Raw genomic sequence first — 18,721 nt, 5'->3', positions numbered from 1 at the left:
CCATCGCCCGATACGCAATGGCCCGGCGCGATCACCCGGCGTGCATTGGCGCGGTATCCAACGATCGACCAGGAGTTCGTCTTGCAAGGTCCCAGTCCCGAACAGACTCATCCGATGGATGGGTTTCCGCAGGTGTGTTTCATCAAGAACACCATCAAGAATCCGAACATCGTCGTCGGCGACTACACCTATTACGACGATCCGGACGACTCGGAGAACTTCGAGCGCAACGTGCTGTACCACTTTCCGTTCATCGGCGACAAACTGATCATCGGCAAGTTCTGCGCCATCGCGCGCGGCGTCAAGTTCATCATGAACGGCGCCAACCATAAGCTTTCGGGCATATCGACCTATCCCTTCCAGATCTTCGGCAACGGTTGGGAACGCGTGATGCCCGAAGCCGGCGAACTGCCGTACAAGGGCGATACCGTGGTCGGCCACGATGTCTGGATCGGCTTCGAAGCCTTGATCATGCCCGGCGTCAGGATCGGCAACGGCGCGATCGTGTCGTCGCGCTCGGTCGTGGTCGCCGACGTTCCGGCCTATACCATCGTCGGCGGAAATCCGGCCAAGCCGATCCGGCAGCGCTTCGTGCCCGACGAGATCGCCGCCCTGGAGTCGCTGGCCTGGTGGGACTGGCCGGTCGAGAAGATCACCCGGCATCTTCAGTGCATCGTCGCCGGCGATATCGAGGCCTTGCGCCGTTGCGCGAGCGAGGTTTGAACGCAGCCCGCTAAAGAGGCGAGCCCGGCAACGGCAGGCACTCCATGACCTCGACCGAGTCGCCTGGAAATATCGTGAAGTGCGGATGCCGTTCGAACAGGCTCGCCGCCGCTTCGTGCGACTCGGCTTCGATGACGGTGTAGGCGGTCAACCGATTGCTGCTGTCGGAAACGCCGTGGGCGTCGATGCGCTTGGTCTTGCCGAGCGGCGTGCCCGGGTCGACGATGCTGCTCCGATGCGCGCCAACCCATGCGCTCCAGGCGTGCATGCCCGCTTGTTCGAGTTGCTTGCGGCGGGCTTCGTCGGGCGTCTTGCTCCATTCGGAGCGCTCGAAGGCTTCCGCCGAGCCCAGGTAGACGGCCAGGAACTTCTTCATTGCGCACTCCATCGAGGCTGGAAGACCGGTCAGCTTCGCGCCGACGACATCGTGCCGCCAGTACCACCGCTCGCTCAGGCCGGGGAGCCAATCCACAGCGACCCCGCCACCGCCGCGCCGACGCACCAAGCCAGCACCCACAAGGCGGACAGGCGCAGTCGCCACACCAGCGCCCAGCCGACCGCGACGATCGCGGCGTCGGCCAGTCCGCTCACGCCTTCGCGCCAGACCGGGTCGTACAAGGCGGCGGCGAGCAGGCCGACCACCGCGGCGTTGATGCCGGCGACGGTCCGCGCCGCCCAGGGGCGGCTTACCAATGCGGCCCAGGCCGGCAGGGCGGCGACCAGCAGCAGGAACCCGGGCAGGAAAATGCATATCAGTGCGACGCCGGCGCTCAACCACGACGGCAGGCCGAGGTCGAGGCTGGCGCCCAGGTAGGCCGCCAGGGTGAACATCGGTCCGGGCATCGCCTGCGCAGCGCCGTAGCCGGCCAGGAACGTATCGGCGCCGATCCAGCCGCTGACCACGAGCTCGTCCTTGAGCAGCGGCAGCACGACGTGGCCGCCGCCGAACACGAAGCAGCCGGCGCGATAGAAGGCGCCGGCCAATCCGCGCAGCGACGGCGCGCTGCCCGAGGGAATCAGCGAGCATGCCAGCGTCACCAGGAACACCACGAAGCAGGCGCCGGCGAGACGCCGCCCGTAGCGCAGTGGCGGCGTCGCGGCCGCGTCGAAGGCGGCGGGCCGGCATAGCCAGGCACCGAGCATGCCGCCGCCGAGAATGGCCACGAACTGCCACCATGCGCCATCGGCGAGCAGCACCAAGGCACAGGCGCCAGCGGCGATCGCCAGGCGCTGCAGATCGGGCGTCAGCGACCGCGCCATGCCGACGAGCCCGTGCGACACCACCACCACCGCGACCAACTTCAAGCCGTGGACCACGGCGCTGCCCACCGGGCCGTGCAGGAACTGCGGTGCATACAGGGCGAAGCCGAACATCAGCAGCGCCGAGGGCAGGGTGAAGGCCAGGAACGCCGCCAGGGCGCCGCGCCAGCCGGCGCGCAGCAGCCCGATCGCGAAGCCCATCTGGCTGCTGGCCGGGCCTGGCAGGAACTGGCAGATCGACAGCAAGCGGGCGAAGGACGCATCGTCGAGCCAGCCGCGACGGCGTACGAACTCTTCGCGGAAATAGCCCAGGTGGGCGATGGGGCCACCGAACGAGGTCAGCCCGAGGCGCAGGAAAACCCGAAACACTTCTCTCGCATTGCCGGGGCCGTCGGCGCGGGCGTGGACGTCTGCTGCGGACAAGCGGCTTCCTCGGTTCGGCGGCGTAATGCCGGTCCATTCTAGGCGCGCGACCGGGGCGCCGGACGCTTGCATCGCAGGCACGACTCGATCGCGGGAGCCGGTTCACGCGCGCTCATGAACCGGCTCCGGCGCCCGATCGCAGAGCCGCGTCGAGCGCATCGACGCCGGCATCGGTATCGGCCTGGACCGCCGCACGCCGATCAGCGGCGGTAATGAATCACCCCGTTGAGGCTCTGCGGCGCATCCGCGCTGCAGCGCTGCTCGAAAATCGCATACAGCCCGGTCACCTTGCCGGCCGCGTCGAGACCGATCGATTTGATCTGCAGCGAACCGGACACGCTGGGGCAGTAGCCGCCGTTGGAGCTGCCGTTGGGCTCGCCGTCGACGCCGACGCTCGCGTGGCTCGCATCGGCGAACTCCGCCAGCGAGTACGTGCCCACCTGCAGCGTCCGTCCCGAAGGCGGCTTGATGCCTACCGACCAGGTGTCGCGCCGGCCGGCGACTTCGAAATGCACGCCGCTCGTGCTGCCGCTCAACGCGAAGAAGCTGGTGTCGCCATAGAAGCCCTTGTTGGAATAGGTATCCGGGGCGACCAGGCCGTTCAACACGAACGACAGCGGCTCGACGCCATGACGAATGGTGCCGACCACGGCCGGGCTGTCGGGCCCGTTGAAGTGCTGGCTGTAGGCGATTTCCGCGCCGGTGATGGCGCCGGCGGCGTCGCGCTGGATCTGCCGCAGGGCGTACCAGCCCCAACTTTCGTCGCCGTCGTGGCCGGGATCGTCGCCGCAGTCGTAGCCCGTCCATCCGGACACGACGAGCCCCGGTGTACGGCCGAACAAAAAGCCGGGGCATTGCGCTTCGTAGTAACGTCCGGGAATCAGGGTCTGCCCCGCGGGCGGCACGATCAACACGCTCGTCGAGGGCGGGCGGCCATCGCGGCCCTGCACGCTGATCGTCAGGTACTCGCCGGCCTGATGCAGCGAAAAATCGGCGGTCGCGGCGGTGTAGGTATGCCGCTGCCCGGTGTTCGGGTCGACATAGGTCAACAACGAATCGGCCGCGGCCGGGCCCGCGCACATCATCGACGCGGCAAAGCCTGCGCACAGCAAGCACTTGGAAGAAACGGTGAGTGTGGACATGAGCCTGTCTCCGCAATCCTGCGCATCCCCTGCAACCGCCTCTCTAGTCCCGGCAAGGTTATGCGAGGGTCATCGCCTGTAAACCTGCCGCGTTTTCAGCGGCATTGCGTCGCAATCGCGCGTTGCGGCCGCGGACCGGCAGCGTTTTGTGATTGACGGCTGCGCTGCGTCCTCGCGTCGGTCGCAACATGATCGGTTCGGCCGCCACAAAACGCCGAATCGACGGCGAGCCCATGCATCGGCGGCGCGTCGGCCGCGTCCGGCCGGGAAACTCGAAAGCAATACGACGATCGTTTGTCCGTGATGCCGTGCACGGACGCGAGATCGCGCACAAACATGCACATGCGAAAACATAGCGAACACATGTCAATGCGATGACAGTGCATATCCGTACTCGCCCTAGCTAGGCGAGACGACGATCGGTTGATCTAATTCCGCGATCTCTCATCGCAGGCGTTCGACTCCATGGGCATCCCGAGCATCGATGGCGTTCCCTACCACCTGCAGTACCCGCAGGCTCCCGCGCAGGCCGTGGTGCCGCCGCCGCAGCCGCAGGAGGAGTACCACCAGGTCGAGGCCGGCGACACCCTGGAGTCGATCGCGCAGAAATACAGCACGCCGGAAGCGCCGGTCACCGCCCAGCAGATCGCCGAGCGCAACCAGATCGACAACGGTCCGATCGATCCCGGCAAGGACCTGATCGTGCCGACGATCAAGCAGCACGCCGCGCCCAAGGCCGATCCGAACCCGTCGCCCGAGCAGGCCAAGAGCGACGAGGCGATGAAGAAATATCTCAACGCCGAGGACAACCTCGCCGCCTTCGACAGCGGCTATACCCGCCAGCACAACGACCCGGACTACCAGCCGATCCGTTCCGGCTACGCCAGCCTCAGCACGACCGCGCGCGAGGAACTGCAAAAGAGCATCGCTGCCGAGATCAAGGCCGATTTCGACGCAAGCGCCAACGGCGGCGTCCTCGACGCCAAGGCGATCCAGCAGTACGGCGCCGAAGTCGTCAAACGCTACGACAACGACCCGGCCGGTAAGGCCGCGGCCGAAGCGGCGGTCAAGGAGGTCGGCATCCAGCACGAGGTCGACAGCACGCTCAAGGCGGCGGGGGCCGCACCGGACGCGAAGGGCGCGGTCGATACGCTCAGCCGCGAGTTGCCGAAGCTGTCGCCCGAGGCGCAGACGCGCCTGCTGTCCAGCGACGGCTTCGACAAACTCGTCGAGCAGAAGATCGGGCCGGCATTCACCGATTCGCTGAAGGGCGAACCGTGGAAGGACTCGCGCAGCGGCCCGGCCTCCAAGCCGGCCGAAAGCCTGCAGAAACTCGAGAAGCTGATCGAAGGTGCCGAACCGCGCATCGCCGGCGCATTGGCCGAGCACGGCGTCGATGCCTTGAAGGACTTCCTCGGCCGCGCCGAGAACGATGGTTACAGCATCCGCCTCGGCATCGACGGCACCCGCTCGCTGGTCCACATCGCCGGCCAGGTCGGCGGCACCTCCGAAGGCGATATCGCGATCCAGGGCATGACCGATCTGCCTCTGGACGGCTCGCAGATCCATCTGGGCGTGTCCGAAGGCGCGCGTCCGAACCTGTCGATCGCGATGGCGCAGGCGCACGGTGGCCCGCAGTCGGTCGACGCGGCGATCATGGGCGTGCAGATGTACGCCGGCAGCGTCAACGGCAATGTCGACAAGCTCGCCAAACACACCGACGAACTGAGCTGGTTGATCAACAACCACGGCGGCTCGATGACGCCGGACCAGCTCAACCAGGCGATCAAGGACTACACCAGCGGCGCCGGATCGAACTGGGCGAAGACCGCCGAAGAATTGCAGAACAAGGTCGCCGACCAGGGCAAGACCCTGCTCGACCAGATCGACAGCCTGAGCAACGCGCCGGCCGACCAGCAGGACAAGACCAAGAAAGCCATCGAGGGCATTCTCGGCGACACCAAGTCCGCCTACGCGATCAGCCTGGCCCTGAAGCAGCACCCGGACTACATCGATTCCCTGGCCGGCAAGCGCCTGATGCAGAACCTGGCCTATACCGGCAAGTTCGGCGAGCAGGGCATCAAGCTCGGCAAGGAAATCGCCAACGCCTATATCCGCAATGACGTGCTCTCGGCCGCGCACAACTACGATCCGCGCAACCCGGCGAGCATCCAGCAGGCCGAGCAGTCGATCGATAAGCTCAAGAACCCTGCGCTGATCAAGTTGCTCGGCCTGGACGTCGAAGGCGGCAAGTACCAGAGCTACGTCAAGCTGGTCGACGAGTTGAAGAAGAGTCTGCCGGCGGCCGGCGACGGCACCGAGCAGATCATCGCCAAGCTCAAGACCCAGGCCGAAGCGATGAACAACGTCGATCGCCGCTTCACCGCCGAATCGAGCCGGCCGGTGTTCGAGAAGAACCAGCCGGCCGGCCAGCTGCTGCGCATGGTCGGCCTGGGCTTCGCGACCATGGGCTTCATGAATTCGGCGAGCAAGGCCAACGACGGCCAGTTCAGCCTGACCAACAAGAACGATCTCAAGGCGATCGTCGACGCCGCCAACCTGGGCCAGAAGGGCACCGAGCTCGCGGTCGGCCTGGGCATGGTCACCGAGGACTCGACCCTGGGCCGTTTCGGCGCCGGCAACAAGCTCGATGGCGTGAGCATCGATCCGGGCCGCTGGACCCGCGCCGATCGCGTGTTCGGTTATCTGTCCGCCGGCTTCGATTACTGGAATGCGGTTGAGGCGCATCAGAAGGGCGACGACGTTCGCGCCGGCATGTACCTGACCGCCGGCGTCGGCGGCACCATGGCGGCGCTGTCCGGCACCACCTTCGCCTCCGCGCTCGGCGCCGGCAGTTGGCTCGGCCCGGTCGGCATCGGCCTGGTCGTGGTCGCCACCGCCGGCCTGACCATGAAGGACCGCATCGAGCACTCCAACGCGCACATGAACGAGGCCTCGGCGAAGTTCCTCGAGCATGCGAAGTTCAATCCGCAGGTCTCGCAGGCCCTGGTCGACCAGAGCGGCGAAGGCTGGAGCCCGGTGACGCTGTTGGCGCGGTATGCCGAGGCCAAGGGTTACAAGCTCGACGAGCCCGGCGCGCGCGACCAGTTCGTCGCCTGGGTCAACGCCATGCCGACCGACAAACTGGAGCGCTTGCGCACCGAGCTGCACCAGGCCTTGGACAAGTTCGACGGCGACGTGTCCAAGCTCGGCAGCGACACCACCGTGGTTCGCCCCGAAGCCTATATCGCCACCCGCGGCGGAGCGGCGAAGGTCGACGGCATCGTCGCCACGGTCGGCCACATCGACGCGGTGGTGCGCGACTTCGGCATTGCCCAACTGCCGACGCCCTGAGCACCGCCGGTCCGTCGCGATGCGCCCGTGGGCGCATCGCGAGCCCTGACATGACGTAGCTCGCGATGCGCCCGTGGGCGCATCGCGAGCCCTGACATGACGTAGCATCCGCGCCCGGCGATCGATTCGTCCGGGCTGCGGCGCACTCACTCCCTGCCTGGATCAGCGGCCACGATTATGGCGACACGCGCAGAACTGTTGCAGCACCTGTGGCTGGAAGTCATCGACACGAACATGGACGAGGCGGTGCCGCAGCGCATCGCCGCCCATTACGAAAAGCGGCCAGACGAACCGTTCGCCGATACCGGAGCGGCGATCGGGCGTCTGCTCGCACTCGGCGCCACGCCGCGCGACCTGTGTCTGCTGATGCGCGGAACCGCCTACGAGACGGTGTTCGCGACCCTCTACGCCCTTGGCGATCCCGGCGTGGACGGCGACGGCGTCTTCAACCTGCACGAGGAATTGCTCACCGCCGATCCGAGCGGCATGGAAGGGCGGCCCGGCTCGGTTTGAGCGACCATTCGCTGTTCTCTACAGGGAAGAAGGGTGGAGCGAGGGCTATCGCCCACGCCAACGCGCCAGGCCGACGATCGCGCCGCCGACGAGCACGAAGCCGAGCAGCAGCCACAGCGAGTTGATCAGGACCTTGGTATAGCCGAGGGCGGCGACGTCGATGAAGTGATAGGGATAGGCGCCGAGCAATTCGCCGCGCACCAGCGCATAGAGCAGATACGCCATCGGATAGGCGCACCAGATCAGCGCCGAGCGCAGTGTCGGCACGCGGGCGGGAGGAAACGCGATCCAGTGCCCCAGCACCATCAGCGGCGTCGCGTAATGCAGGCTGATGTCGGCGACCCATTGCCAGCCTTCGGGCGCCCAGACGTTGCGCAGCAGGAAGTGATAAGCGAGACCGACCATGACGATGGCGGTGGTGGCGCAGCCCCGCAGCTGCCCCGTGCCGAGCCAGCGGTCCGACCGGGCATGGCCGAGCACGAAAGGCAGCGAGAACATCAGGGCGACGAAGCCGTTGGTCAGCACGGTGAAATAGCCCAGGAAAGCGACCAGGCCGTCGAAGGCCGACTTGCCGTTATGCTGGGCCAGCCGTAGCGACAGCCACAGCTGCAGCAGCACGCCGAACCAGGCCAGCGCCGCCACCGCGGCCGATGCGCGGCGCGCGCGCGGGTCGTTGCGAGTCTCCACAGCGTTTCCTCGCGCCGCTCGCGGCGCATCCGAGTACACCCGTGATCGCTGGGCCAGCGTCGCTCATCCACCCCTCACAGGACGCACCATGCCAGCTTACGCCGTCGCTCATCTTCGCGAAGTTTCGTTCAACCCCGCCATCGTCGAATACCTGCAGCGCATCGACGCCACCCTGGAACCGTTCGGTGGCCGCTTCCTCGTGCACGGTGCGCAGCCGGACGTGGTCGAGGGTGCGTTTCCCGGGCACCTGATCCTGATCGGCTTTGCCGATATGGCCAAGGCCAAGGCCTGGTATTACTCGCCGGCCTATCAGGCCATCTTGCCGTTGCGCAGCGACAATTCTGTCGGCGACGTCATCCTGGTCGACGGAACCGACGAGCAGCATCGTGCGACCGACATCCTGGCGGCGGCCGGCTAGAAGCTGGATCCGCGGTAGGTGCCGGCTCACCGCCGGGCCGGCGCATATTCGCCGATTCAATCGAGCCCACTCAATCGAGCCCATTCAATCGAGCCGGCTTAATCGAGTTTGTAGAGTTCGTCGCTGCGGCGCCTGACCACGTCCTGCAGCCCGGCCAGCAGGGCGTCGTTGCCGGCGGTGGATTTCTCGGCTTCGATCAACAGGATTCTGACTTCGTGCCGAGAGCGTCGGTTCGCACGAGAATTGGTTTCGAAGTCCAGGGCCGCGATCAAGGTGGTGATGACGGCGGCGCCTGCCGCGGCGATCGAGGCGACATCGCCGGGATGCTCGAAGCCGAGGATCTGGATCTTGCCGACGATGGCGGCGAAAGAACTCAGCAAGGCCGATATCACCAGCAGCGCGCGGTATCCGACCTTCCAGCACCAGGCCGAGCGACGATAGCTGTGCTCGTGGGCGAGCAGGGTGGATCGGGTTTCTGCCGACACGTTTTCACTCATGGCATTCCTCGACGATGCGGTTGGCCTTGGCCGGCGGTTATCGGGTGGTTGCTTGTGCCTGCTTCCGCCGTCGCCGCAGCGCACGTCGCCCGGCGTAGATCGACAGGGCGAGCAGCGCCAGGACAGCGACTGCTATCGCCAGCAGGTTGTGGATGGGGTTGGACAGGATGAAAGTCGGGTGCCGTGCGTAGAAGCCGTTGAAGCCGTCGAGTGCGGCCGGCAGGGCGAGCAGATCGTGCCGGCTCAGTTGCAGCGGACGTTCGCGCGGATGGTGCTGGGCGCCGCTGGGATAGGCCCGGCCGTCGAGGCCGAGTTCGATGTGCCCGCCGAGGATGTGAGTCGCGGGACGGGCCTTCAGGAACTCCGCGGCCCGCACCGCGCTGTCTCGATACGCGTCGACATCGTCGATCAGCAGGCGGCCGGGCAATAGGAAATCGCCGGAGAAGAACAGGCCGGTGCGCCCATCGTAGAAACTCATGTGGCCCGGGTGATGGCCCGGGGTCGCGACCACTTCGACGCTGCGGCCGCCGAGGTCGATGCGGGCGACGCCGTTCGGCCAATCGTCGAGACCGAGAAAAGTCCGCGCCTCGGGCAACTCCGTCGGCGCGATCCGGACCGAGGGCAACGAAGCGAACTGCGCATCGCCGGCGCGATGGTCGGCATGGCCGTGGGTGTGCACGATCAGCAACGGCAGTTTTGCGCCGTTCTTGGCCGGCAGTAGATCGAGCACGGTCTTGGCCAGCGGCATCCGTTGCGGATCGGCCACCGCGCCGGTGTCGATCAGCAAGGCGCGGTCGCTGCCGATCAACAAATAAACAAAGTTCGCTTCGAAGTCGGCGCAGGGGCTTTGACGCAGGATCAAGGTCTGCGGCTCGTAGGCGTGCACTTGCAGGGGCGATTGCGGTGTCGCCGCGCAATCCGGCGCGCCGGCGTTCCAGTGCACCTCCAGCGAGCCGGGTACCGGCGCGCCCCAGGCTTGCCCGGCCGTCGTCATCAGTGCCACTGCGAGCAATGTCTTCACGATGCGCCTCCGGTAGATCCGGCCCGATGTCCGGCTTGGGCCGGTGAGCGGGCTCGATGGTCGAGGAAGGTGTCGTTACCCGCCACTCGCCGCGCGCGTGGCCGCTCCAGGCCCCCTGTCGAAAACGGAGAATCGGCCGTACAAAGGACAGGCTGTGGCGCCGGGCTTCGCCCGCGAACGCCGAGCGCGTACTTTCGATGGGCGGCTGTACTCCGACTACAGGCCCTCCGGGCAGACCTCGTTCGGCGGCATGTTCTGTTCCCGCTACATCAAGGACGAGTGCGGCCGGGTCGCTTCGAAAGCAGAATTCCGAGCCGTACACGGGCAACACGAACGCTTCGTGCAGGAAACCTGTCTGTGCCGGCAATTCGTGCGCCGCGTGCCGGGCACCGGCTATCGCGGATGAACCGCGTGGGTTCATCCGCGCCGGGCCTCAATAGCCCAGGCGCACCGCCTTGATCTCGGTGAACGCCGACAGGCCGATGTGGCCGTTCTCGCGGCCGTAGCCGGATTGCTTGACGCCGCCGAACGGCAGGGTGGCTTCGCCGCCGCCGCCGTTGACGATGACCTGGCCGGTTTCGAGTAGGCCGATCAGGCCGTGCACGGTGCCCAGGTCGCGCGCCCACAGTTTCGCCGACAGGCCGTAGCGCGAATCGTTGGCGAGCGCGGCGACGGCGGCGAGCGGGGCGTCGTCGGCGAACGGGGTCACCACGATCGCGGGTGCGAAGATCTCCTCCCGCGCGATCCGCATATCGGCGCTGGCCTCGGTCAACAAGGTCGGCTCGAAGAAATAGCCCGGGCCCGGCCGCGCGCGGCCGCCGCGCAGTGCCCGTGCGCCGGCGGCGAGGCTGTGCTGGATGATGGCCTCGGCGCGCTGCCGTTGCCGCTGCGAAATCATCGGCCCCATATCGGTCGTCTCGTCGTAGCCGGCGCCGATGCGCAGCCGGTCCATCGCCGCGTGCATCCGTTCGAGCAAGGCGCCGTGGATCGAATGCTGGACGAAGACGCGCGATCCCGCCGCGCAATACTGGCCGCTTTTGAAAGCGATCTCGGCGACGATGGCTTGCGCCGCCTTGTCCACGTCGGCATCGGCGAAGACCACCACCGGGGACTTTCCGCCGAGTTCGAGCACGACCCGTTTCAGGTTGCTGCGCGCGGCCGCGGCCATGATCGATTGGCCGACCTCGGTGGAGCCGGTGAAACTGATCAGGTTGACGTCGGGATGCTCGGCCAGCGCCTGCCCCGCACTCGCGCCCTCGCCCGTGACGATGTTGACGACGCCATCGGGGATACCGACTTGGCGGCAGAGTGCGCCGATGCGCAGCGCCGACAGCGGCGCCAGTTCGGCCGGCTTGATCACCGTGGTGCAGCCGGCGGCGAGGGCGGCGGCGAGTTTCTGCAGCACCATCAGGAAGGGCGCGTTCCAGGGCGTGACGATGGCGACGACGCCGATCGGTTCGCGCAGGAAGTAGTCCATGCCGGCTTGGTCGGCCGAGCGCATTGGCACTTCGCCGGCGATCTTCGTCGCCCAGCCGGCGTAGTCGCGCAAGGAGCGCAGGCCCAGCGGCAGATCGCCTTTGCGGATCGAAGCCAGGCTGTGGCCGGCGTCGAGCGATTCCAGCAGGGCGAATTCCTCTTGCCGGGCTTCGATGGCGTCGGCCAGGGCGAACAGCAGGGCGGCGCGCTTCGATGCGGGCAGGCGCGGCCAGGGACCGTCGCGAAACGCGCGCCGGGCCGCGGCGACCGCCAGGTCGATGTCGTGGCCGTCGCCGGCAGCGATGACGGCGATGCGGCTTGCGCTAGCCGGATCGTCGACTTCGAGCGTGCGGCCCGATACGCAGGCACGCCAGGTGCCGTCGATCAGCACGGCCGGGGGCTGTTGCGACAGCGTGCGGCGCAGCGCGTCGAGCGCTTCGCCGGAGTGCGCGGGCGCCGGTGCGCCGGCGGTTTCGTTCGCAGCCTGGGTCATGCCGGGGTTCCCGTAGGGCTAAGCCGCGCCCGCGCGATGCCGCGCCGGCTCGGAGTTGATATTGTCAACTATTCCGTCATGAGTTGATAAAGTCAACTCTGCGACAGTCGGCCCGGGTCAGCCCGGGTCGGACGTCGGGCCGTGCGACATGCGCCGCAGCAGGCTTTCGAGCTGTTTGCGTTCGGTCTGGTTGAGGTCATGCAGCAGGTCCTTCGCCACCACCGCACGCAGGGCTTCGGCCTCGGCATGCGTTTCGGCGCCGCTCGCCGTCAGGCACAGGCGCTGGCGCTTCTCGCCGGCTTCGTTGTCGATCCGCTCGACGTGGCCGCGCTCCAGCAGAGTCTTGATGATCCGCGCGATCTGGGCCTTGTCGCGGCCGCTCTCGCGGACGATGTCGTTCTGGGTGCAGCCACGATGGCGTGCGACGAAGCGCAGGGTGCGCGCTTCCATCGCCGCCAGACCGAGCTCGGCTTCGCGCAGCGAACGCTGCATGCGCGCGGTGGCCTGATGCATGATCGTGTTGACGAGATTGAGTATCTCGATGTCGCGGCTGGCCGGCATGGGCGTTCCATCGTGGACGACCGAAGGATTGTCGGGATGCGGAGATGACAATGTCAACTTAACGGGGCGCGGGTTTCCGCTCCGACCGCACGAACCGAGGTGTCGCCGCGCATGCAAGGTCGTTGCGGCGAACGATGCGCTTGACTTGCGCACCGCGATGGCGATGGCCCTGCGATCGATGCCGGCCGTTGAGCGAATTACATGAATCTTTGGAATGTGTTTTGAAGCACGTTACCTGGATCGCCTTGCCTCGACGGCCTCGGTCCGAATCGGCGAAAGCGCGTGCAAGCGCGATCAGCCTTGAGCTTCGACGAACTCGTCATCGTTTGTGTGCCATCACCCAGCGCTGGCTCGACGACAGCGCTCGCGAAGATGATTCATTGAGTTAACGAAAACCGCGGTGACAGCCCAGGCGTTCCGTGATTGAACTGGTAGCGGTGCGGCAAACACAGGGGGTGCAGCGCCACGTTCTTTCATGGATGCAATTAAGGAGTTGGTATGGATCAACACAAGAGGCTGCCCCTGATCGTCGGATTGGCCGCGTCGTGCGCAGCATTGGCGGCTACCGTCATTCCCGGGACGAACAGCCCCGCGTCAACGCAGAAAGCGACACCGGCCGCGGCGCCGGCAAACGCCGCCAAATCGCCCAGCGCGACGTCAGCGGCCGCGGCCGCGACACCGACGGCGGCGATGGCGCCCTCGCCGTCGGCTTCCATCCCCGAGGTCGGCGACCCGGTCAAGGGCAATTACTCGCCGGTCATGAAGTGGCCCTTGATCGGCATCCATGCCGTGCTGACGCCGGACGGGCGGGTGCTGTCCTATGGCACCGACCGCAACGGCATCCAGACCGGCAAGTTCGTCTACGACATCTGGGACCCCTTGCTGGGCACCGGCTCGCTTTCGCACAACACCCTGCCGAACCGGACCAGTGTCGATGTCTTCTGCGGCGCCCAGCTGATCGTGCCCGGCACCGGCAACATCCAGCTGTTCGGCGGCGACATCACCAGTGCCGCCGGGCAGAGCACCAACAATCCGAACGCCGACACTACGCTCTATCGGTCCCTCGACGACAGCCTGAGCAAGACCGGCGCTATGCATCGCAAGCGTTGGTATGCGACCGCGACCGCGCTGGCCAATGGCGAGATCTACGTGCAGGGCGGCGCAGGCGGCAAGGACCTGCCCGAGGTGCGCCAGCGCAACGGCACCTATCGTCTGTTGACCGGGGCGAACACCAGCGGCGTATTCGAGTACTACCCGCGCAACTTCCTTGCCCCCGACGGCCAGGTGTTCGGTTTCAACAACCAGGTCATGTATCGCATCAAGACCGCCGGCGCCGGTGCCTTCCAGCGCGTCGGCACCTTCCCGGGTCCTAACATCGGCTGGACCTCCTCGGCGGTGATGATCGCGCCGAGCAAGATCCTGCAGGTCGGCGGCGGCAATCTGCAGGCGGCCTCCAGCCAAGCGCACGTCATCGACATTGCCACGACCGTGCCGAACGTCGAGCAGGTCGCATCGATGACCTATCCGCGCCACTGGCACAACGCCACCGTGCTGGCCGATGGCCGGGTGCTGGTGTCCGGCGGCAGCCAGGTCGCGAACAAGGCCGTCAACGTCGCCTACACCAGCGAGATCTACGATCCCGCGCAGAAGCGTTGGACCCAGGCGGCGAAGGCGCAGCGGATGCGGCTCTATCATTCGACCGCGTTGCTGTTGCCCGACGCGACGGTGCTGACCATGGCCGGCGGCGCGGCGGGGTCGGCGCCGGTCAATAATCTCGACGCGGAGATTTATTACCCGCCGTACTTGTTCCTGCCGAGCGGCAAGCGCGCGCCCAGGCCGGTCATCACCTCGGCACCGCTCAACGTCCAGGCCGGGGCGACGATTTCGATCGGCACGCCCAACGCCGGCAGCATCAAGCGCGTCGCCCTGGTCAAGACCGGTTCGGTCACCCACTCCTTCGACATGGACCAGCGTTACGTGGAACTGCCGTTCACCGTGGCCGACCATACGTTGACGGCGGTGTTACCGCAGAACAAGGCGCATACACCGCCGGGTTCGTACCTGTTGTTCGTGATCAACAGCCTGGGCACGCCGTCGCAGGCCGACATCCTGAGGATCAGTCCACCGCCGGTCTGATGCCGTAGTAAGCGCTGTCGTCAGCGTCGCCGCGCGGCTGGACCGGTCGCGCGGCGACGCTGATCCGTGGCGAGCCTGCCCGGTATAGAGCCTGGCCTGTGTATCGCACGGGCCGCGTCGACGCTCAGGCGAAACCGTTCTCGACGCTGCCCGGCGGCGGCGCGGTCACCGATTCGATGTGGAAGGTATTGCGCTCGCGCTTGGCGTGGTACAGCGCGGCATCGGCGACCGACATGAAGGTCGCCGCATCGGTCGGCACGTGGGTGTAGGCGATGCCGATGCTGGTGGTGACCCGGATCGTGGTGCCGTCGACGACGACGTCCTGGTTCATGGTCTTGATCAGTTTGCGCGCGACCGCCTCGGCCGCTTGCGGTACGGCCGCATCCTCGATCAGCACCACGAACTCGTCGCCGCCCAGGCGCGCGGCCAGGTCGCTGTTGCGCACGCAGTGCAACAGACGATGGGCGAATATGCGCAGGATCTCGTCGCCGGCGGCATGGCCGTAGCTGTCGTTGATGCGCTTGAAGTGGTCGATGTCGAGGTACATCAGCGAGGTCGGCGTACCGTGCCGTTGCAGGCGCGCCAACGCGAGCGCCATGCGTTCGTCGAACTGACGCCGGTTCGCCAGCCCGGTCAGGGTGTCGACCAGGGCCAGGCGCCGCAATTCGAGACGATTCGCTTCCAGGGCCTGCTCGGCGATGACTCTGCGAGTGACGTCGCGGCCGGCGTAGATCAGGTCGAAGCCGTCGCCGTCGGAGGAAGGTATGGTGCGAGTGACCGCCTCGATCCAGACGTAATGGCCTTCCTTGTGGCGGACCCGGTAGATCGAGGTCACCGGCTGGTGCGAGGCGATGACGTTGGCGATGATCTGGGTCTGCCGTTGCAGGTCGTCGGGATGGATCAGGCTGGTGCGGGTGCCGAGCATTTCGGCCGGGGTCCAGCCCAGGATGTCCTGGGCCGAAGGCGATACGTAGATGCGCTCGCCGTCGACGCGCATGCGCACGATCACGTCGTGCGAATAATCCGTCAGCAAGCGATAGCGGTGCTCGCTCTCGCGCAGCCCGGCTACGAGTCGCTTGCGTTCGGCCATCGCCAGCGCCACCGGGATGGTCATCAGGCAACCACCGGCGATATAGAGCTGCAACAGTGCGACGCGTCCGGCGGTACCGAAGCCGTCGACCAGCCACAACGGCCCGTAGCCGAGCGCCGTCGCCGTGCTGCCGATCAGGGTCAGCAGAATCACTCCCACCGCCACGCCGGCGAACCGGTGCCGGAACGCGCCCAGCAGCAACACCGGGTAGGCCATGAACAGGATCGGATAACGCGACAGGAAGATCGCCAGGCTGATGACGGCGAGCAACAGCATGGTGAGGACGAACGACCAGCGCCGTCCGGGCGCGGCGATCAGGCCTTTACCCTCGCGATGCACGACCAGGGTCGAGGTGGCGAAGATCACCATGCCGACCACGTGCGCGGCGAACCAGGTGACGAAGTCGATGACGAACGAGGTCGAGTGCAGAGCGGCGATGATCGACGCGGCGATCAGCCCGGAGGTCGCGCAGGCCACCAGGGTGCTCGTGGTGGCGATGCCGCCCAGGCTGATCCAGCGTTTCGGGTCGCCGACGTTCGGCACGAAACGCCGGACCACACCGGCGACGATCAGCACTTCCACCACATTGGTCGCCGAGATCGGCGCGGCCTGGGCGACGGTTTCCGCGGTCGCCAGCCGCGCCGCGAACTCGACGGCGAAGGCCAGGACGATATAACCCGGCCAGTGGGCGGTGGCGCGCGACAACAACCAGCCGACCAGGATGCCGTTGCTGATCCAGACGGCGGCGAGTTCGCCGGGGCCGCGAGAGAGCGTCAGCGAGGCCCAGGCCGAGGTTCCGATCAGCAGCGCCATCAGCGCGTAGTCCGTCCAGGCGCGCTTGGGCATTGCGGGTGCGTCTCTCACACTCCCTCCTGCACAAGGCGGCCGGCTCTAGAGTGCGCCTGCGCTTTGCCTGTTTGTCGTGACGTCCTTCGCTGCATGCGCCGTCGCCATCCTGGTCCGGAGGCTAGGACGGCGGGTGTAAAGAAGGGGTGACCATACGGCCGCGGGCGTGCGCGTGACACGGGTCACAGGCGTTTCGGCGCGGTTGCGCACGCGGCTCGATTGCCGGCCGTGCGCCGTCGAGAGCGAAGTCGCGATGGCGATACCGCGATCGCGGCATGGCTCGGATTCGTCGGCGGCCCACGCAGTCGTCTCCCCACAGTGTCGACATTCCTATACGACTACGACAGTTGGGTTCGACAGCGGTCATCCGCTTGGCCTTCGTTCCGCGGTTCCCGCGAACCATGCGGCCCATGGCGGCAGTACGAATCGGTGGTCGTCGATAAGCGAAGGCCGGCGAGCGACGCGCATCGGGAGGTTTGCGGATGCAGCGACGACAGATCGAAGACCGGTCCGGGTCCGCAATGGGGCCTCGGGCCGGCCGAGCTGGCTCGCCGGGAGGCAGCTCGCGGCGACTAATGTGCTTTGGCCGTGAGGGTCAGAAACTGCCGCATTCCGCACGCCACCCAAGAGGCCTCCGCGGGACGGGCCCGGCCCAGGACGCGGTAACCCCGGCACATCTGCTTGATAACGGAGGTTGGCACGATTTTTGTGACGTGTATCACTAAATTACGGCGATAAGCGGTTCGCGGGCTCCGTCCGTGCGGCTGGCGACCAAGTGGAACACTCAGATGAAGAAGCGATGCTGGAAGGGGCTGCGAACCTGGGCCGCCCTCGGGGGGTTAATGTGCTTCATGGCGGATCGGATCTACCCGGCGAATCGGCCGCTGGCTCGATCGGGCCGCCGCATGCTTGAAAGGCCCACAATGCTGTCGGCCTGCGCGACTGGGCCGAACCTGGCCATCCACGCCGCTTCATCGTCGCTGTCGTCGATCAACTGTGGGGACCCGAGCATGTTCAAGACAGAACGTTCGCCGCAGACGACGCTGCCGATCCGCCGCCGGTCTTCCGCCCTGCTGCTGGCGTCGCTGCTGTCGGTGTTGCCCGCGGGCTCGGTGTTCGCTCAGCAGGGGATCGGCATCGGCAACGTGGTCACGGATGCTGGGCTGGTGGGGTCGCCTCATCCGAATACCGCGAATCGGGACTGCGCTGCGAACAAGGTAGTGGTCGGCGGCCGCCATACCGACCGCGCGATAGGGCCGGCCAACTCCGCCGACGGCATGACCGTCGACTACGATCTGCGCTGCGCGTCCATCGCGACCGATGGAGTGAGCGTCACGGTAACGAACGATGCGGCGTTTACCGACTTTCCCAGCTACGATCAACGAAACACGGAGCTTGAAAATACCTGCGCCGCTAATCAGGTCGTAGGACGAGGCGGCGGCTACGACCGTAACTATCTGGGAGCCGGTGTCTGGCCGAGCTCGGTCCGGCACATCTGCTATGCCTTGGTCTTGGATGCGAACGACTGGGTCAAACGCTCCGGGACGAGTTCGTCGACGCAGGATATCGGCATCAACGAGGCCTATGCCGTACATACGCTTCGCAGCCCGTTCTGCGCCGACACTATCGATACCGTAAAAGTCGGCTACCTTGGACGCCTGGGAGGCGAGGGCATCGACGGTATCCAGCAACGCTGCGGCCAGTTCGTACAAGCGCGCTTCTCCGCCGCACTCAACTTCACCGACTTCTCCTGGTCGACCACCCTGGGCGCAGGCGGCTGGACCGCGCAGCTGACCCACACCAGCGGCAACATGGCCGTGCGCGATCCGCGCGCGGCCGGCGTCAACAACGTCACCCAGTTCGAGGGCGCCAACGAGCTGTACGTGATTCCCGGCGCGGGCTACTCGGCTACGCCGATCGCGCCGGCCGGCATCGCCGCCAACACCTATGTCGTGACGACCGCCTGCACCAACCAGACCCGCACCGACGAGCAGGACCTCGCCTGCCCGCTGGTGGTCAACGGTCTGCCCGACATCGCGGTGACGCTTACGACCCCCGCGCCGGCCTACAGCAACTACGGC

16 protein-coding genes are annotated in these 18,721 nt (G+C 66.5%); 6 read left to right on the top strand and 10 right to left on the bottom strand.

Annotated elements, in window-relative coordinates:
• The first annotated feature begins 81 nt into the window (after positions 1-81).
• A complete protein-coding gene (locus EX88_RS0119205; RefSeq protein WP_031373608.1) occupies positions 82-723 on the top strand; it encodes a Vat family streptogramin A O-acetyltransferase in 642 nt (213 codons plus the stop codon).
• Between the two features lie 10 nt (positions 724-733).
• Here EX88_RS0119205 and EX88_RS0119200 read toward each other — a convergent pair whose 3' ends face one another.
• From EX88_RS0119200 to EX88_RS0119190, 3 genes are all read right to left on the bottom strand, one after another.
• Positions 734-1,099, bottom strand: coding sequence for a hypothetical protein (locus EX88_RS0119200; protein ID WP_200875872.1), 366 nt, complete (start codon positions 1,097-1,099; stop codon positions 734-736).
• A gap of 74 nt (positions 1,100-1,173) precedes the next feature.
• Positions 1,174-2,406 (bottom strand): chromate efflux transporter, encoded by a 1,233-nt coding sequence (gene chrA, locus EX88_RS0119195; RefSeq protein ID WP_051885326.1) that lies wholly within the window; start codon positions 2,404-2,406, stop codon positions 1,174-1,176.
• Positions 2,407-2,606: 200 nt separating this feature from the next.
• Positions 2,607-3,548, bottom strand: coding sequence for a hypothetical protein (locus EX88_RS0119190; RefSeq protein ID WP_152566371.1), 942 nt, complete (start codon positions 3,546-3,548; stop codon positions 2,607-2,609).
• Positions 3,549-4,013: 465 nt separating this feature from the next.
• On the opposite strand from EX88_RS0119190, the gene EX88_RS0119185 reads away from it, so the two are divergent.
• Complete coding sequence (locus EX88_RS0119185; RefSeq protein ID WP_031373604.1) at positions 4,014-6,902, top strand: LysM peptidoglycan-binding domain-containing protein; 2,889 nt, start codon at positions 4,014-4,016, stop codon at positions 6,900-6,902.
• Positions 6,903-7,100: 198 nt separating this feature from the next.
• A complete protein-coding gene (locus EX88_RS0119180) occupies positions 7,101-7,415 on the top strand; it encodes a hypothetical protein (protein ID WP_152566370.1) in 315 nt (104 codons plus the stop codon).
• 45 nt (positions 7,416-7,460) lie between these two features.
• Here EX88_RS0119180 and EX88_RS0119175 read toward each other — a convergent pair whose 3' ends face one another.
• Entirely contained in the window at positions 7,461-8,102 is a 642-nt protein-coding gene (locus tag EX88_RS0119175) for a Pr6Pr family membrane protein (RefSeq protein WP_031373602.1), read from the bottom strand.
• A gap of 88 nt (positions 8,103-8,190) precedes the next feature.
• Here EX88_RS0119175 and EX88_RS0119170 point away from each other — a divergent pair, with 88 nt between their 5' ends.
• Entirely contained in the window at positions 8,191-8,520 is a 330-nt protein-coding gene (locus tag EX88_RS0119170; protein WP_031373601.1) for a DUF1330 domain-containing protein, read from the top strand.
• Positions 8,521-8,618: 98 nt separating this feature from the next.
• Here EX88_RS0119170 and EX88_RS0119165 read toward each other — a convergent pair whose 3' ends face one another.
• The 5 genes from EX88_RS0119165 to EX88_RS26180 all read right to left on the bottom strand — a co-directional run bounded on the left by EX88_RS0119165 (position 8,619) and on the right by EX88_RS26180 (position 13,284).
• A complete protein-coding gene (locus EX88_RS0119165; RefSeq protein ID WP_200875871.1) occupies positions 8,619-9,005 on the bottom strand; it encodes a hypothetical protein in 387 nt (128 codons plus the stop codon).
• Between the two features lie 49 nt (positions 9,006-9,054).
• On the bottom strand, positions 9,055-10,038 hold the full coding sequence (locus EX88_RS0119160; protein WP_152566369.1) for an MBL fold metallo-hydrolase: 984 nt from the start codon (positions 10,036-10,038) through the stop codon (positions 9,055-9,057).
• Positions 10,039-10,471: 433 nt separating this feature from the next.
• Positions 10,472-12,007, bottom strand: a complete 1,536-nt coding sequence (locus tag EX88_RS0119150) for an aldehyde dehydrogenase family protein (RefSeq protein ID WP_051885316.1) — start codon at positions 12,005-12,007, stop codon at positions 10,472-10,474.
• 117 nt (positions 12,008-12,124) lie between these two features.
• Positions 12,125-12,568, bottom strand: a complete 444-nt coding sequence (locus EX88_RS24830) for a MarR family winged helix-turn-helix transcriptional regulator (protein ID WP_051885315.1) — start codon at positions 12,566-12,568, stop codon at positions 12,125-12,127.
• A gap of 503 nt (positions 12,569-13,071) precedes the next feature.
• Positions 13,072-13,284, bottom strand: coding sequence for a hypothetical protein (locus EX88_RS26180; RefSeq protein ID WP_051885314.1), 213 nt, complete (start codon positions 13,282-13,284; stop codon positions 13,072-13,074).
• Between EX88_RS26180 and EX88_RS0119135 the strand changes: the two genes are divergently transcribed.
• Positions 13,259-14,704 (top strand): galactose oxidase-like domain-containing protein, encoded by a 1,446-nt coding sequence (locus tag EX88_RS0119135; RefSeq protein WP_036149502.1) that lies wholly within the window; start codon positions 13,259-13,261, stop codon positions 14,702-14,704. The genes EX88_RS26180 and EX88_RS0119135 overlap by 26 nt on opposite strands.
• 124 nt (positions 14,705-14,828) lie before the next feature.
• Here EX88_RS0119135 and EX88_RS0119130 read toward each other — a convergent pair whose 3' ends face one another.
• Positions 14,829-16,658 (bottom strand): sensor domain-containing diguanylate cyclase, encoded by a 1,830-nt coding sequence (locus tag EX88_RS0119130; RefSeq protein WP_152566368.1) that lies wholly within the window; start codon positions 16,656-16,658, stop codon positions 14,829-14,831.
• A gap of 992 nt (positions 16,659-17,650) precedes the next feature.
• On the opposite strand from EX88_RS0119130, the gene EX88_RS24025 reads away from it, so the two are divergent.
• The coding region (locus EX88_RS24025) for a hypothetical protein (protein ID WP_036149493.1) at positions 17,651-18,721 on the top strand (1,071 nt) is incomplete at its 3' end.

The organism is Lysobacter antibioticus (assembly GCF_000731095.1).
In the GTDB taxonomy this organism is placed as follows: domain Bacteria; phylum Pseudomonadota; class Gammaproteobacteria; order Xanthomonadales; family Xanthomonadaceae; genus Lysobacter; species Lysobacter antibioticus_B.
This window is presented reverse-complemented; position numbering and strand designations above follow the sequence as displayed.

What these genes read in the sequence shown, in the direction of transcription:
- EX88_RS0119190 (WP_152566371.1), bottom strand. Translation starts at nt 3,548, where the DNA reads ATGTCCACACTCACCGTTTCTTCCAAGTGCTTGCTGTGCGCAGGCTTT.
- EX88_RS26180 (WP_051885314.1), bottom strand. Translation starts at nt 13,284, where the DNA reads ATGGAAGCCGACGGCGAGGGCGCCATCGCCGCCGTCGGTGTCGCGGCC.
- EX88_RS0119185 (WP_031373604.1), top strand. Translation starts at nt 4,014, where the DNA reads ATGGGCATCCCGAGCATCGATGGCGTTCCCTACCACCTGCAGTACCCG.
- EX88_RS0119170 (WP_031373601.1), top strand. Translation starts at nt 8,191, where the DNA reads ATGCCAGCTTACGCCGTCGCTCATCTTCGCGAAGTTTCGTTCAACCCC.
- EX88_RS0119135 (WP_036149502.1), top strand. Translation starts at nt 13,259, where the DNA reads ATGGCGCCCTCGCCGTCGGCTTCCATCCCCGAGGTCGGCGACCCGGTC.
- EX88_RS24830 (WP_051885315.1), bottom strand. Translation starts at nt 12,568, where the DNA reads ATGCCGGCCAGCCGCGACATCGAGATACTCAATCTCGTCAACACGATC.
- EX88_RS0119200 (WP_200875872.1), bottom strand. Translation starts at nt 1,099, where the DNA reads ATGAAGAAGTTCCTGGCCGTCTACCTGGGCTCGGCGGAAGCCTTCGAG.
- EX88_RS0119150 (WP_051885316.1), bottom strand. Translation starts at nt 12,007, where the DNA reads ATGACCCAGGCTGCGAACGAAACCGCCGGCGCACCGGCGCCCGCGCAC.